We start from the raw sequence: 14,866 nt of genomic DNA on the forward strand, positions 1-14,866 counted from the left end.
AGTACCGGCAGCGATCGAACACGGCGGCGCCACGTCGTTGCGCCCACGATCGCCATCCCATACGTACGGTTTGTATCGGATTGTCCTACGGCCCCGCCGTCCCCAGGAGCGCCCATGCCCCCCACCCCGCAGGCAACCGCCGAGCGGCGCGCCGCCTACCTGAGCGAACTCGCCCGAGGCACCGACCACTTCCACGAACCGCGCCGCGAGGACTGCCCCTGGTGCGGCTCGAAGCTGCTGCGCACCCGGCTGCGCACCCAGGACCTCGTGCAGCGCAAACCCGGCACCTTCGTCGTCGACGAATGCCGCGACTGCTCCCACGCCTTCCAGAACCCCCGGCTCACCCCCGAAGGTCTGGCCTTCTACGACCGAGACCTGCACCGCGAGAGCCACGACCCGCTCGCCGAGCGCATCCTCGGCTCCCGCGGCAACCTCCGCCGACACCGCGCCGCCGCGCGCGCCATGCTGGCTTACCCCGAACCCGAGAGCTGGCTCGACGTCGGCACCGGGCACGGGCACTTCCCCGAAGCCGCCAAGGAGATCCACCCGTACACGGCCTTCGACGGACTCGACCCCACCCCTCGCGTCGACAAGGCCCGCGCCGCCGGACGGATCGAGGAGGCCCACCACGGCCGGCTCACCGACCCCGAGATCGCCGAACGACTGCGCGCCCGCTACGACGTCGTCAGCATGTTCCACCACCTGGAGCACACCCCCGACCCGCGCGAGGAACTCCGCGCCGCGCTCGCCGTGCTGCGCCCCGGCGGGCATCTGCTCGTCGAAGTCCCCGACCCCGACTGCGCGTTCGGCTCGCTGCTCGGCAAGTGGTGGGTGTCCTACCGCCAGCCGCGCCACCTTCACCTCATGCCGCTGCCCAACCTGCTCGGCGAACTGGAGTCGCTCGGCTGCGAGGTCGTCGTCACCGACCGGCGGGCGGCGCACATCCCCTACGACCTCGCCGGCGCCGTGGCTCTGGCGCTCGGGCGCGTCCTCCCCGCCGCCGACGCGCCGTGGCAGCCGCTGCCCCCGACCCTGCTGCAACGGCGGCTGCGTACGGCCCTGCTGCGGGCGTCCGCCCCGGTGCTCGCCTCGGCGGCCGCGCTGGACCACGGCCTCGCTCCGCTGCTGCGGCGCACCCGGTTCTCCAACACGTACCGGATCATCGCGCGACGGTGAGGCTCCGCCCCGCTCCGTGGGCCGCTCACCCCCGCAGCACCACCGCCTGTCCCGCCACCACCAGCAGCAGGCACTCGCACTCCGCCCCGAACCCCGCGTTCAACCGCCCCAGTTCGTCCCGGTAGCGGCGCCCGGACGCGGTCGCCGGGACGATGCCGGAGCCGACCTCGTTGGAGACGGCGACGACCGTGCGGCGGGTGCCCCGGACGGCGGCGGTCAGTTCGCCGACGCGGGCCCGCAGCGCGCGCTCGCCGCCGCTCGCCCACTCGTCGTCGTCCCACGCGTTCACGGAGTCCATGGCGTCGGTCAGCCACAGGGAGAGGCAGTCGATGAGCAGGGGGGCGCCGTCCTCCTTGAGGAGGGGGACGAGGTCGCAGGTCTCCACGGTGCGCCAGGAGCCGGGGCGGCGTTCGCGGTGGACGCTGACCCGGGACGCCCACTCGGTGTCCCCGCCCCGAGAGCCGCCGGTCGCCACATAGAGGACGTCGGGGAAGGACTCAAGGCGCCGTTCCGCCTCCACGGACTTGCCGGAGCGGGCCCCACCCAGCACAAGGGTGCGGCGGGGCACGTCCGGTACGTCCTCGTAGACGCCCACCGTCAGCGTCGAGCCGTCGGGGACCGCACGTGCCCCGGCCGCGGCGAGCCGGCGGCGCAGTTCGGGGCCGGGTGGTACGTCGTGGTCGAGGTGGACCGCGATCACGTCGGTCGTCGGCCCGATCGCGCCGACCGCACGCAGCCGGGCGAGCGCGTCCGGGCGCCCCACGGCGTCGGCGGCCACCATGTCGTAGGGGCCCTCGCCGTTCACCTCGAGTCCCGCCGGAGCCGCGCCCGGGGGCAGGTACAGCAGCCGACGGCCGTCGGGGCTCGTCACCGCGTACCCCGTGCCGGGGGCGTCCATCGGCACCGCCCGCACCCGGTGCCCGGTGAGCAGCGACAACTCGCGGCCGTCCGGCACCCGTCCGGGTTGCGGCAGCCCCGCCGGGACCTCGACCGCGGGCCCGTCGTGCGGATGCGACAGCAACACCTGCCGTACGCCGCCCAGCGAGTGACCGGCGCGAGCGGCGGCGAACGCGGCCCCGGGAGTGAGGTCGAGCAGCAGGGTGCCGTCGACGAGGAGTGCGGTCGCCGCCCGCGCGTCCTCGCCGAGCGCGGTCGCGCAGGCCGCACAGGGGCAGTCGGGACGGGGCAGGCCCTCAGGGGCTCCGGTGCCGAGCAGAGTCAGTTCCACGGGGTTGATTTTCGCGCGTCGCCGCAGGTGTTGCGCGTCCGACTAGGCTTCGGACGGGGGCCGGATCATGTCCGGCTTCCGCTCTGCAGTGTGCTCACATCTTGGAGGCGTACATGGCGGCATGGACGTGGCGGTTCGAGAAGTCCGACGGGACGGAGGTTGAGCCCGCGGTCGTGCCCGAGGAGTTCACCACGCAGGGGGACGCCGAATCGTGGATCGGCGAGATCTGGAAGGATCTTGTCGAAGGGGGCGCGGACCAGGTCTTCCTGTTCGAGGACAGCACGAAGATCTACGGGCCGATGAGCCTGCACGCGGAGAACGCGGAGAGTGCCGAAAGCGCGGAGAGCGCCGAGAACGCGTAGCTCCCCGGGGCTGCCGGAACCCGCGCTTCCGGCAGCCCACCGCACTGTTCGTGTCCCTTTCGGGGTCCGGCCGGGCCTCTGGTGCTCACCCGGACGGGTGCTCCGGGAGAGGAAGGGCGCGGCTTCAGCCGCGCACGCCGCACAGATGCAGCAGGGCCGCCACCTGGCGGTACGGATCCGTGCGGCCGGCCCGCTCCTCCGCGGCCAGCAGGGTCTCCGCGTCCTCGGGAACCGCCGCGCCGTCGGCCGCCGTGTCCGTGAAGACCCGCACCCCGTACCAGGCGTGCAGCGGTGCACCGATCCCGGCGAGCGTGGCCGTCAGCGTGGACAGCCGGTCGGCGCGCACGGCGAGGCCGAGCCGGTTGACGTAGGCGTCCGTGTCGAACGCGGCCAGCGTGTCCGCCCAGTCGCCGGACAGGCCCGGCCGCATGGCCAGCGCGTCCGCGTTGCGCACCAGGAGCGAGAGAAGGCCGCCGGGCGCCACCATGCGGGCGAGCCCGGCCAGCAGCGCGTCCGGGTCCTCGACGTACATCAGAACGCCGTGGCACAGCACCACGTCGAAACTGCCCGGCAGGAAGTGGACGCCCGTGTCGTGGCCGTCGCCCTCGACGAGCCGCACCCGCTCCCGGATGCCCTCCGGCTCGGCGGCGAGCGCCTCCCGGGCCGTCGCGACCATCGTCGCGTCCTGCTCGACACCGGTCACCTGATGCCCGGCCCGGGCCAGCCGCAGCGCCTGCGTGCCCTGGCCCATCCCGACGTCGAGCACCCGCAGCCGCTGCCCGACCGGGAAGCGTCCCGCTATCTGCTCGTCGAGCTGCCGGGCCACCAGCTCCTGTCGTACGACATCACGCAGGCCGCCCAGCTTGCTCAGCCAGGCGTTCGCCGCGCCCCCGGAGAAAGACGTCGTGCTCAGGGCCGCTCTCCGCGCTTGACCTGCGGCTTCGGCAGCCTGAGGCGACGCATCTGGAGCGTGCGCATCAGCGCGTAGGCGACCGCACCCTTCTTGGGGGCGTCGGGGAAGCGCGTGGCCAGCTGCTTCTTCAGACGGATCGCGAGGCCGATCGAGTCGACGACGATCATCACGATCACGACCAGCCACAGCAGCAGCGCGATGTTCTGCAGCGAGCCCACCCGCACCATGCTCAGGACGAGGATGACCACGGCCAGCGGCAGGAAGAACTCGGCGACGCAGAACCGCGAGTCGACATAGGCGCGGGCGAATTTGCGCACCGGACCCTTGTCGCGGGCGGGCAGATAGCGCTCGTCTCCGCTGGCCAGCGCCTGGCGCTGCCTCTCCAGCTGGACGCGGCGCTCGTCGCGCTGCCGCTTGGACGCCTCCTTGCGCGACGTCGTCGTATTGGCCACGCTGCGGCGCTGGGTCTGCGACTCACTCCGCTTGGGCGTGGGGCGACCCTTGGGGGCCTGCGGGTCACGGGGCTGCTTGGAGTCGGTCACCTGGGCCTTGTCGGCGGGGGCCTTCTCATCCTTGGCACGGCTTCGGAACACAAAACCCAAGGGTACGGGGTGCGGGGGCATGGACGTCGTTCGAGTGGGGAACGATCCGGCAACACCGTACGTCTGTAGGGGGACAGAGGGGACGTTGCGCACGGTTCGGTCGGGCGGACTTCTCAGGAACTGTCCGGGGAATCCACAGGACCCCCGGGGGGACCCCGAGGGACACCTACTCCCTACGCCGGATCAGCCGCGTTCGCAGTCGTCCTTGGGGATGAGCGCATCCGTCCCCGAACAGTGCGGTAATGGATGCAGGGCCCGTACTGTGGGTTCTGTTGCAGTACCTGGAGCTGGAGTCCGTCAGAAGGGGGCGCGCGAAGCCCATGAGCGGTGTCATGAAGCGTATGGGGATGATCTTCCGCGCGAAGGCGAACAAGGCCCTTGACCGGGCCGAGGACCCGCGCGAAACCCTCGATTACTCGTACCAGAAGCAGCTGGAGCTGCTGCAGAAGGTGCGGCGGGGTGTCGCCGACGTGGCGACCTCACGCAAGCGCCTGGAGTTGCAGCTGAACCAGCTGCAGGGCCAGTCCTCCAAGCTGGAGGACCAGGGCCGCAAGGCGCTCGCGCTCGGCCGTGAGGACCTGGCGCGTGAGGCGCTGTCCCGCCGGGCCGCGCTCCAGCAGCAGGTGACCGACCTGGAGACGCAGCACCAGACCCTCCAGGGCGAGGAGGAGAAGCTCACCCTCGCGGCGCAGCGGCTCCAGGCCAAGGTGGACGCCTTCCGCACGAAGAAGGAGACCATCAAGGCCACGTACACCGCCGCGCAGGCGCAGACCCGGATCGCGGAGAGCTTCTCCGGCATCTCCGAGGAGATGGGCGACGTCGGGCTGGCGATCCAGCGGGCCGAGGACAAGACCGCGCAGCTCCAGGCGAGGGCCGGCGCGATCGACGAGCTGCTCGCCTCGGGCGCGCTCGACGACCAGTCCGGGCTGGCCAAGGACGACATCCAGAGCGAGCTGGACCGGCTCTCCGGTGGTACGGATGTAGAGCTGGAGCTGCAGCGCATGAAGGCCGAGCTGGCCGGTGGTCCCTCGTCGCAGCAGCAGGCGATCGAAGGCGGTCAGGGTCAGAGCCAGGGGCAGGGTCAGTCCCAGCAGCAGCCCCAGGACACTCCGCGCTTCGACAAGCAGTAGCCGACCTGTAGTCGACTCGGGCCCACGCCTTAGGAGGGCGACATGATCGTACGGATCATGGGGGAGGGGCAGTTGAAGCTGGACGACGGCCATGTCGCCGAGCTCAACAAGCTGGACGACGAGCTGCTCGCCGAAATGGAGAGCGGCGACGAGGAGGGCTTCCGCCGCACCTTCGGCGCCCTCCTCGACGCGGTCCGCCACCTCGGCGATCCGCTCCCCGACGACGCCCTGCAACCCTCCGAACTCATCCTCCCGTCCCCGGACGCGACCCTCGAAGAGGTCCGCGAGATGCTGAGCGACGATGGGCTGATTCCGGGCTGACTCTGGCGGGGGCGCCTTTCGCTGGCGTGGGCGCCTTGTGCCGGTGGGTGGGTCGGGGCCGTGCCGGATCGCGGCTGCGGGCAGTGGTCGCCCACCCTGCGGGCGAGGGGGGGACCGGAGCCAGCCCTACCCCGGCGAAGCCCAGGTAGCGCAGGTTCCACCCCCGGCAGGGGCCCCGTACCGTAAGCCCGTGAGCACCCTAGAGCGCACCCGGTGCAGACTCCGCGCCCACCCGTTGGCCCTGGACGCCGCACTGGCCTTCGCCGTGCTGGTCTGCATGATCGTGGGCTCCTTCGTGGAGCCGTACGGCGAGCACGGCGCCACGTGGGGTGCCCGCACCCCGAACGCCCTCAGCCTCACGCTGATGGTGCTCGGCGCGGCGGCCCTGGTGTTCCGCCGCAGCGCCCCTGTGACGGTGCTCGCGGCAACCGTGGCCGTCTCCCTCGTGGAGGTGATCACCGGCGACCCCCGGGCCCCGGTCGCGATGTCCGCCGTGATCGCCCTCTACACGGTCGCGTCGGCCACGGACCGCCCCACGACCTGGCGGGTCGGCCTGCTCACGATGACCGTGCTCACGGCGTCCGCGATGCTCGCGGGGCCCCTGTCCTGGTACGCGCAGGAGAACCTCGGCATCTTCGCCTGGACGGGCATGGCCGCCGCGGCGGGCGACGCCGTACGGAGCCGGCGGGCCGTCGTGCACGCGATACGGGAGCGCGCCGAGCGTGCGGAGCGGACCCGCGAGGAGGAGGCGCGGCGGCGCGTCGCCGAGGAGCGGCTGCGGATCGCCCGGGATCTGCACGACGTCGTCGCCCACCACATCGCCCTGGTCAATGTGCAGGCGGGGGTGGCCGCGCACGTGATGGACAAGCGGCCCGACCAGGCGAAGGAGGCGCTCGCTCATGTGCGGGAGGCCAGCCGGTCGGCCCTCAACGAACTCCGGGCCACCGTGGGGTTGTTGAGGCAGAGCGGGGATCCGGAGGCGCCCACCGAGCCCGCCCCCGGGCTCGCCCGGCTCGACGAGCTCGCCGACACCTTCCGCAACGCGGGCCTGCCCGTCGAGGTCGCCCGCACCGACCACGGCACCGCCCTCCCCGCCGCCGTGGACCTCGCCGCGTACCGCGTCATCCAGGAAGCCCTCACCAATGTGCAGAAGCACGCGGGCGCGGAGGCGAAGGCCGAGGTCAGCGTCGTACGCGTGGGACCGAATGTGGAAGTGACCGTGCTCGACAACGGGCCGGGGAAGGATCATGAGCCCGAGGACGGCGGCGGGCACGGGCTGCTCGGGATGCGCGAGCGGGTCACCGCGCTCGGTGGCACCTGCACCGCCGCTCCCCGGTACGGCGGCGGTTTCCGCGTCCATGCGATCCTTCCGGTCAAGAACCGCACGCCTGCCCTGGGGGCTGATCCCGCATGACCATTCGTGTCCTGCTCGCCGACGACCAGGCGTTGCTGCGCAGCGCCTTCCGTGTGCTCGTCGACTCCGAGCCCGACATGGAGGTCGTGGGGGAGGCCTCGGACGGCGCGCAAGCCGTGCGGCTCGCCCGCGAGGAGCGCGCGGATGTCGTGCTCATGGACATCCGGATGCCGGGAACCGATGGGCTCGCCGCCACGCGGCTGATCAGCGCCGATCCCGGACTCGCACACGTACGGGTGGTCATGCTGACGACCTTCGAGGTCGACGAGTACGTGGTGCAGTCGCTGCGCGCCGGTGCGTCCGGGTTCCTCGGGAAGGGCTCGGAGCCCGAGGAACTGCTGAACGCGATCCGGATCGCGGCGGGTGGAGAGGCGCTGCTGTCGCCCGCGGCCACCAAGGGGCTCATCGCCAAGTTCCTCGCGCAGGGCGACGCGGGCGACGACGGGCGGGACCCCGCCCGCGCCGAGCGGCTCGACGCGCTGACCGTCCGGGAGCGCGAGGTCCTCGTCCAGGTCGCGGGCGGGCACTCGAACGACGAGATCGCCGAGCGGCTCGAAGTCAGCCCGTTGACCGTGAAGACGCACGTCAACCGGGCCATGTCGAAGCTGGGCGCCCGGGACCGGGCCCAGCTGGTGGTGATCGCGTACGAGTCCGGGCTGGTCCGTCCAAGGGTGGAGTGAGGTCCACCGAGGCGTACTGCGCCCGCAGTAGGAGCCGTATAAGGAAATGGTCCTCGGGGCTACGGATCGGCCCTGACGGATGGCTCAGTGTGTGAGGACGAGCGCTCACATGTGCGTTTCTTCTGCGCCCAGCGGCACGGAACGACGCGGATGTGGGCTCTTCTTCCGCTCACGCCACAGAAGAGAGATCCGCCACCCATGTCCTGGCTGTCGAGGTTCAGCCTCGCGCAACGGGCCCTCATAGGTCTGATGTCGATCGTCGCGCTCGCGTTCGGTGCGATCGCGATCCCCCAGCTCAAGCAGCAGCTGCTGCCCACCATCGAGCTGCCCATGGTGTCCGTGCTGGCGCCGTACCAGGGTGCGTCCCCCGATGTGGTCGAGAAGCAGGTCGTCGAACCCATCGAGGACAACCTCGAATCGGTCGACGGCATCACGGGCGTCACGTCGAAGGCCAGCGAGGGCAACGCCGTGATCATGGCGTCCTTCGACTACGGCAACGACACCAAGCAGCTCGTCGCCGACGTCCAGCAGGCCGTCAACCGCGCCCGCGTGCAGCTTCCGGACGACGTCGACCCGCAGGTCATCGCCGGTTCGACCGACGACATGCCGACCGTCGTCCTCGCCGTCACCTCCGGCAAGGACCAGCAGGCGCTGTCCGACCAGCTCGACCGCACCGTCGTGCCCGCCCTGAAGGACATCGACGGCGTCGGCCAGGTCACCGTGGACGGCGTACGCGACCTCCAGGTCACCGTCACGCCCGACGACAAGAAGATGGCCAAGGCGGGTCTCACCTCCGCCGCGCTCGGCCAGGCCCTCCAGGCGGGCGGCGCGACCGTTCCGGCCGGGTCCTTCGACGAGGACGGCGCCAACCGCACCGTCCAGGTCGGCGGCGGCTTCACCTCCGTGCAGCAGATCCAGGACCTGATGGTCACGGGCGCCCCGGGGAAGAAGCCCGTACGCCTCGCCGACGTCGCCGCAGTGGCGCAGGAGCAGGCCAAGGCCGACTCCATCACGCGTACGGACGGGAAGCCGAGCCTCGCCGTCATGGTCACCATGGACCACGACGGCAGCGCGGTCGCCATCTCCGACGCGGTCAAGGACAAGCTGCCCGACCTCCGAAAGGACCTGGGTGCGGGCACGGCGGTCACCGTCGTCAGCGACCAGGGCCCGGCCGTGTCCAAGTCCATCCACGGCCTGACCACCGAGGGCGCGCTCGGCCTGCTCTTCGCGGTCCTCGTCATCCTGGTCTTCCTGGCGTCGGTCCGCTCGACGCTCGTCACGGCGGTGAGCATCCCGCTCTCCGTCGTACTGGCCCTGATCGTCCTGTGGACGAGGGACCTCTCCCTCAACATGCTCACGCTCGGCGCGCTGACCATCGCGATCGGCCGGGTCGTCGACGACTCGATCGTGGTCCTGGAGAACATCAAGCGCCACCTCGGATACGGCGAGGAGCGCGAGGAGGCCATCCTCAAGGCCGTACGGGAGGTCGCGGGCGCGGTCACGTCCTCGACCCTCACCACGGTCGCCGTCTTCCTGCCGATCGGTCTGACCGGCGGCATGGTGGGCGAGCTGTTCGGCTCCTTCAGCCTGACCGTCACGGCGGCCCTGCTGGCCTCGCTGCTCGTCTCGCTGACGGTCGTGCCGGTGCTGTCGTACTGGTTCCTGCGCGCCCCGAAGGGCACCCCGGCCGACGCCGACGAGGCCCGTCGCCTCGCGGAGGAGAAGGAGGCGCGCAGCCGTCTCCAGCGCAGCTACGTGCCGGTGCTCCGCTTCGCGACCCGGCGCCGGCTGACGAGCCTCGCGATCGCGATCGCCGTCCTGGTCGGCACGGGCGGTCTGGCGTCGATGCTGAAGACCAACTTCTTCGACCAGGGCGATGTCGAAGTCCTCACCGTCAAGCAGGAGTTGAAGCCGGGCACCAGCCTGGCGGCGACCGACGCCCAGGCGAGGAAGGTCGAGCAGATGCTCGACGGCGTCAAGGGCGTGAAGGACTACCAGGTCACGGTCGGCTCCTCCGGCTTCCTCGCGGCCTTCGGCGGCGGCACGGACACCAACCAGGCCTCGTACCAGGTCATGCTGGAGGACTCGGCGTCCTCCGACGACGTCCAGGACCGGATCGAGGAGGGCCTGGGGAAGCTCTCCGGCGTCGGTACGACCACGGTCGCGGCCGGTGACGGCTTCGGCAACCAGGACCTCAGTGTGGTCGTCAAGTCCGCCGACGCGGACGTCCTGCGCAAGGCGTCCGACCAGGTGCGCGCCGAGGTCGCCAAGCTGGACCATGTCACGGACGTGACCAGCGACCTGGCGCAGAGCGTGCCGCGCATCTCGGTCAAGGCCAACTCCAAGGCCGCGGCGGCCGGTTACAACGACGCCACCCTCGGTGCGGCCGTCGCCGAGGCCGTACGCGGCACCACGAGCGGCAAGGCGATCCTGGACGACACCGAGCGGGACGTCGTCATCAGGGCGGCGAAGCCGGCCGAGACGCTGGAGCAGCTGCGCGATCTGCGGCTCGGCGCGGTGAAGCTCGGTGACATCGCCGACGTGAAGCTGGTCGACGGCCCGGTCTCGATGACCCGGATCGACGGTCAGCGGGCCGCGACGATCACGGCGAAGCCGACCGGCGACAACACGGGCGCGGTCAGTGCGGACCTCACGTCCAAGCTGAACTCGCTGAAGCTGCCGGCCGGCGCGAGTGCCGAGATCGGTGGGGTCTCCTCGGACCAGGACGACGCGTTCGCGAACCTCGGCCTGGCCATGCTGGCCGCCATCGCGATCGTCTTCATGCTCCTGGTCGCGACCTTCCGCTCGCTGGTCCAGCCGCTGATCCTGCTCGTCTCGATCCCGTTCGCGGCGACGGGCGCGATCGGCCTGCTGGTCGCCACCGGTACGCCGATGGGCGTCCCCGCGATGATCGGCATGCTGATGCTCATCGGCATCGTGGTGACCAACGCGATCGTGCTGATCGACCTGATCAACCAGTACCGCAAGCAGGGTTACGGCGTCGTCGAGGCCGTGGTCGAGGGCGGCCGCCACCGTCTGCGGCCCATCCTCATGACGGCCCTGGCGACGATCTTCGCCCTGCTCCCGATGGCCCTGGGCGTCACCGGCGAGGGCGGCTTCATCGCCCAGCCGCTGGCCGTGGTCGTCATCGGCGGCCTGATCACGTCGACCCTGCTGACACTGCTCCTCGTCCCGACGCTCTACGCGATGCTCGAACTGCGCAAGGAGCGCCGGGCGAAGAAGCGTGCGGCGAAGAAGGGCGTACCCGCCCCTGCGGAGTCCGCCTCCGACGAGCCGGAGTCGGAGCCGGTGGGAGTCTGATCCCGCCGCGCCGCTGATCCAGCCGCACCGGTGTCCCCTCCCTCACAGGGCTTTCATATCCTGTGATCTCGAACTGCTCTGCGGGGGAGGGGGACAGGGCGGTGGCACTGTACGAGGGTGATCCCGAGTCGCTCGGCGAGTACCGGATCGTCGACCGGCTCGGGGCCGGCGGCATGGGCGTGGTCTACCGGGCGAGATCCCGGTCGGGCCGTGAGGTCGCGGTCAAGGTGGTGCACGCCCAGTACGCCGCGGACGCCGTGTTCCGCGCTCGCTTCCGGCAGGAGATCGCGGCCGTCCGCAAGGTGAGCGGCGCCTTCACCGCGCCGGTCGTGGACGCGGACCCGGACGCCGAGCGGCCCTGGATGGCCACTCAGTACGTGCCCGGGCGCTCGCTGGCCGCCCGCATCCGGGCCGGCGGCCCGTTGGACGGCGCCGAACTGCGACGGCTGGCCCTCGGGCTGGTGGAGGCACTGCGGGAGATCCATCGGGCCGGAGTCGTGCACCGCGACCTGAAGCCGGCCAACGTGATGATGGCCGAGGACGGCCCCCGCGTCATCGACTTCGGCATCTCCCGCGCGGCGGAGAACCAGGCGCTGACCGAGACCGGGCACATGATGGGCACTCCGCCCTTCATGTCCCCCGAGCAGCTCGCGGACGCCCGCTCGGTGGCGCCCGCCTCCGACGTCTTCTCGCTCGGCGCCCTGGTGGTGTTCGCCGCCACCGGACACGGGCCCTTCGACGCCGACAGCCCCTATCTGGCCGCGTACCGGGTGATGAGCGAGGAACCGGTGCTGGACGCCGTGTCCGTGCCGCTGCGCGAGGTCGTGTCCCGCTGTCTGGCCAAGGAGCCCGCCGCCCGCCCCGGCCTCGACGAACTCGCCCGCGCCTTCGCGAGCGCCCTGCCGGACCCGGGACCGGACGAGACGCCCACGGTGTCCCAGCGCCATCCGGATCCGCAGCCCACGGTTGCGCCGTCCGCCGTCCCGTCCGAGGGACCCCGACCGGCGTTCGCCCCCGTCGAGCCCCCGCCTGTCGCCCGCCGGACCCGCGCCCGCCGTCTGGCGGTGCCGGCCGCGGTGGCCGGCGTGCTCGTGGCCGCGCTCCTGGCCTATTTCCTCGGACCGCTCAAGGGCGGCGACTCCGTGGGGGCCGCCGGGCCGTCACCGAGTGCCCCGGACGCTCGCTGGGCGGCTGTTCCGGCCGGCTGGCAACCCTGGCAGACCACGCTGTACGCGACCGCCGCCGCCGGTGTGAAGCACGCGCCGGGGGTGAACACCGACGGCAGCGGTTCGGGGGCGCAGCCGGCCTGCGTGCAGGGCGGCGGGTCCGTCTACTGCTCCGGCAGCGGCATCCTGCCGGTCCGCGTCGACGCGTCGACCGGCCGAACCCTCTGGCGGGCCGCGCCCGTGCCGCGGGACACGCCCCTCGACCACTACGGCGCCCGCGTCCTCGCCGTGCGCGACGGTGTGCTGCTCGTGCGGGAGACGGTCATGAACGCCGCGGGCAACGACACGACCGCCACCGTCTCCGCCCTGGCCACCGACAACGGCAGACGGCTGTGGTCCCGGCCGGTGCAGGACCAGTACGCCGACGCGGTGCTCCTCGGCGGCCTCGTTCTCGCTCCCGACGGCTCCGCCGTGACCGCCCGCTCCCCGCGTGACGGCACCGCGCGCTGGACGATGACCATGCCGGCCGGCTACCGCTGCGCGTTCCTCGCCGGCGGCGACCGCCTCTACGCGGACTGCGTCGACTACCACACCGCATCCGGCGCGGACCGGTTGCTGCTCTCCGTCGACCCGACCGACGGCTCGCTGCGCCGACTGCGCTCCGCGCCCTCGGTCGAAGCGACGTACGCCGGGGTCCTGGACGGCCGCCTGGTCTTCGTCGAACGGCGTACGAGCGCCTCGGCCGCGGACGACAACGGGTACGCCCGGGCGGTACTGGTCGACCCCGCCGACGACAGCGCCCGTACCACCAAGCTGGCGCAGGAGCAGCGGGGGAGCATGGCTCTGGTGCACGGTGTGCTCTGCTTCGCCACCTCCAGCGGCCGGGTGACGGCGGTCTCCCCGGTGACCGGCAAGCGCCTGTGGGAGACGGCGACGACGCTGGAGCAGCCGGGCACACCGGTGGCCGACGGGCGCCGCAGCGTGTTCGTCGTCAGCGCCAGCGGACGCGTAGCCGCCCTCGACGCCCGCAAGGGCACGCCGCTGTGGGAGTCCGGTCCGCGCGCGGACCGGGTGCTCAGTTTCGGCGGCCCTCCGGGGCTCCTCCTCCACCAGGGCGCCCTGGTGGTGCCGAGCCCCGACGGCACGCTCTTCACCCTCGACCCCGCGCACCCCGAGCGGAAGCCCGTCTCGGGGTGACGCCGGGGGCCGCGGCTACGGCAGCGCCAGCATCCGCTCCAGCGCCAGCTTCGCGAACGCCTCGGTCTCCTTGTCGACCTCGATGCGGTTGACCAGGTTGCCCTCGGCGAGGGACTCCAGGGTCCACACCAGGTGGGGGAGGTCGATGCGGTTCATGGTCGAGCAGAAGCAGACCGTCTTGTCGAGGAAGACGATCTCCTTGTCCTCGGCGGCGAATCGGTTCGCCAGGCGCCGTACGAGGTTCAGCTCGGTGCCGATGGCCCACTTGGAGCCGGCGGGCGCGGCCTCCAGGGCCTTGATGATGTACTCCGTGGAGCCCACGTAGTCCGCCGCTGCGACGACCTCGTGCTTGCACTCGGGGTGGACGAGGACGTTCACGCCCGGGATGCGCTCGCGCACGTCGTTCACGGAGTCCACCGAGAAGCGGCCGTGCACGGAGCAGTGGCCGCGCCACAGGATCATCTTCGCGTCGCGCAGCTGCTCGGCGGTCAGGCCGCCGTTCGGCTTGTGCGGGTTGTAGAGGACGCAGTCCTCCAGGGACATGCCCATGTCGCGCACGGCCGTGTTGCGGCCCAGGTGCTGGTCCGGCAGGAAGAGCACCTTCTCGCCCTGCTCGAACGCCCACTCCAGCGCCCGCTTGGCGTTGGACGAGGTGCAGATCGTGCCGCCGTGCTTGCCGGTGAACGCCTTGATGTCCGCGGAGGAGTTCATGTACGACACGGGCACGACCTGCTCGGCTATGCCGGCCTCGGTCAGCACGTCCCAGCACTCGGCGACCTGCTCGGCCGTCGCCATGTCGGCCATCGAGCAGCCGGCGGCGAGGTCGGGGAGGACGACCTTCTGGTCGTCGCCCGTCAGGATGTCCGCGGACTCCGCCATGAAGTGCACACCGCAGAAGACGATGTACTCGGCCTCCGGGCGGGCGGCCGCGTCCCGGGCCAGCTTGAAGGAGTCGCCCGTGACGTCCGCGAACTGGATGACCTCGTCGCGCTGGTAGTGGTGGCCGAGCACGAAGACCTTGCTTCCGAGCTTCTCCTTGGCCGCGCGGGCGCGCTCCACCAGGTCCGGGTCGGACGGCGAGGGCAGGTCACCGGGACACTCGACGCCTCGCTCGCTCCTCGGGTCGGCCTCGCGGCCGAGCAGCAGCAGGGCGAGGGGCGTCGGCTGTACGTCGAGCTCCTGGGTCTGGGCGGTGGTCACGACACGCACCCTTTCTGTTCTGCGGCTCCCCGGTTCGCGGAGGCGATCCGGCGGGTCAAGCCTTTTCGTCGAATTGACGCTATCTATCATAACCGCTTCACGTCAGTTTGACGACGGCCATAGCGTCGATGTGACGTGAATCCCGGTGGCCGGATC

The 14,866-nt window shown here is 71.6% G+C and carries 12 protein-coding genes; 8 read left to right on the forward strand and 4 right to left on the reverse strand.

Translation table 11 applies throughout. The features are described 5' to 3' along the window. Positions 1 to 114 precede the first annotated feature (114 nt). Positions 115 to 1,176 carry a class I SAM-dependent methyltransferase gene (locus AB5J56_RS32310; RefSeq protein WP_369237755.1) on the forward strand — a complete coding sequence of 354 codons (1,062 nt, stop codon included), beginning with the start codon at positions 115 to 117 and terminating at the stop codon, positions 1,174 to 1,176. Between the two features lie 25 nt (positions 1,177 to 1,201). Here the strand turns inward: AB5J56_RS32310 and AB5J56_RS32315 are convergent, their stop codons facing one another. Beyond that, positions 1,202 to 2,404, reverse strand: a complete 1,203-nt coding sequence (locus AB5J56_RS32315) for a bifunctional adenosylcobinamide kinase/adenosylcobinamide-phosphate guanylyltransferase (protein ID WP_369237757.1) — start codon at positions 2,402 to 2,404, stop codon at positions 1,202 to 1,204. 113 nt (positions 2,405 to 2,517) lie between these two features. On the opposite strand from AB5J56_RS32315, the gene AB5J56_RS32320 reads away from it, so the two are divergent. Further along, positions 2,518 to 2,766: a hypothetical protein gene (locus tag AB5J56_RS32320; protein WP_369237759.1), complete on the forward strand. Its 249-nt coding sequence runs from the start codon at positions 2,518 to 2,520 to the stop codon at positions 2,764 to 2,766. Between the two features lie 124 nt (positions 2,767 to 2,890). Here the strand turns inward: AB5J56_RS32320 and AB5J56_RS32325 are convergent, their stop codons facing one another. After that, positions 2,891 to 3,592 carry a class I SAM-dependent methyltransferase gene (locus tag AB5J56_RS32325; protein WP_369237761.1) on the reverse strand — a complete coding sequence of 234 codons (702 nt, stop codon included), beginning with the start codon at positions 3,590 to 3,592 and terminating at the stop codon, positions 2,891 to 2,893. Between the two features lie 83 nt (positions 3,593 to 3,675). Next, entirely contained in the window at positions 3,676 to 4,302 is a 627-nt protein-coding gene (locus AB5J56_RS32330) for a DUF3043 domain-containing protein (RefSeq protein ID WP_369237763.1), read from the reverse strand. A 299-nt stretch (positions 4,303 to 4,601) separates the two neighbouring features. On the opposite strand from AB5J56_RS32330, the gene AB5J56_RS32335 reads away from it, so the two are divergent. The 6 genes from AB5J56_RS32335 (at position 4,602) to AB5J56_RS32360 (ending at position 13,510) form a co-directional block, all read left to right on the forward strand. After that, positions 4,602 to 5,411, forward strand: a complete 810-nt coding sequence (locus tag AB5J56_RS32335) for a PspA/IM30 family protein (protein WP_369237765.1) — start codon at positions 4,602 to 4,604, stop codon at positions 5,409 to 5,411. Positions 5,412 to 5,453: 42 nt separating this feature from the next. After that, a complete protein-coding gene (locus tag AB5J56_RS32340) occupies positions 5,454 to 5,732 on the forward strand; it encodes a hypothetical protein (protein WP_369237767.1) in 279 nt (92 codons plus the stop codon). 190 nt (positions 5,733 to 5,922) lie between these two features. Then, positions 5,923 to 7,146: a sensor histidine kinase gene (locus AB5J56_RS32345; protein ID WP_369237769.1), complete on the forward strand. Its 1,224-nt coding sequence runs from the start codon at positions 5,923 to 5,925 to the stop codon at positions 7,144 to 7,146. Then, positions 7,143 to 7,826, forward strand: a complete 684-nt coding sequence (locus AB5J56_RS32350) for a response regulator (protein WP_369237771.1) — start codon at positions 7,143 to 7,145, stop codon at positions 7,824 to 7,826. Before AB5J56_RS32345 ends, AB5J56_RS32350 begins: the two co-directional genes overlap by 4 nt. A gap of 198 nt (positions 7,827 to 8,024) precedes the next feature. Next, positions 8,025 to 11,147: an efflux RND transporter permease subunit gene (locus AB5J56_RS32355; RefSeq protein ID WP_369237773.1), complete on the forward strand. Its 3,123-nt coding sequence runs from the start codon at positions 8,025 to 8,027 to the stop codon at positions 11,145 to 11,147. Positions 11,148 to 11,248: 101 nt separating this feature from the next. Further along, entirely contained in the window at positions 11,249 to 13,510 is a 2,262-nt protein-coding gene (locus AB5J56_RS32360) for a serine/threonine-protein kinase (protein WP_369237775.1), read from the forward strand. Between the two features lie 15 nt (positions 13,511 to 13,525). On the opposite strand, the gene nadA is transcribed toward AB5J56_RS32360, so the two are convergent. Then, positions 13,526 to 14,710, reverse strand: a complete 1,185-nt coding sequence (gene nadA / locus AB5J56_RS32365) for a quinolinate synthase NadA (protein WP_369237777.1) — start codon at positions 14,708 to 14,710, stop codon at positions 13,526 to 13,528. Positions 14,711 to 14,866 lie beyond the last annotated feature (156 nt).

It is taken from the genome of Streptomyces sp. R21, assembly GCF_041051975.1.
In the GTDB taxonomy this organism is placed as follows: Bacteria; Actinomycetota; Actinomycetes; order Streptomycetales; family Streptomycetaceae; genus Streptomyces.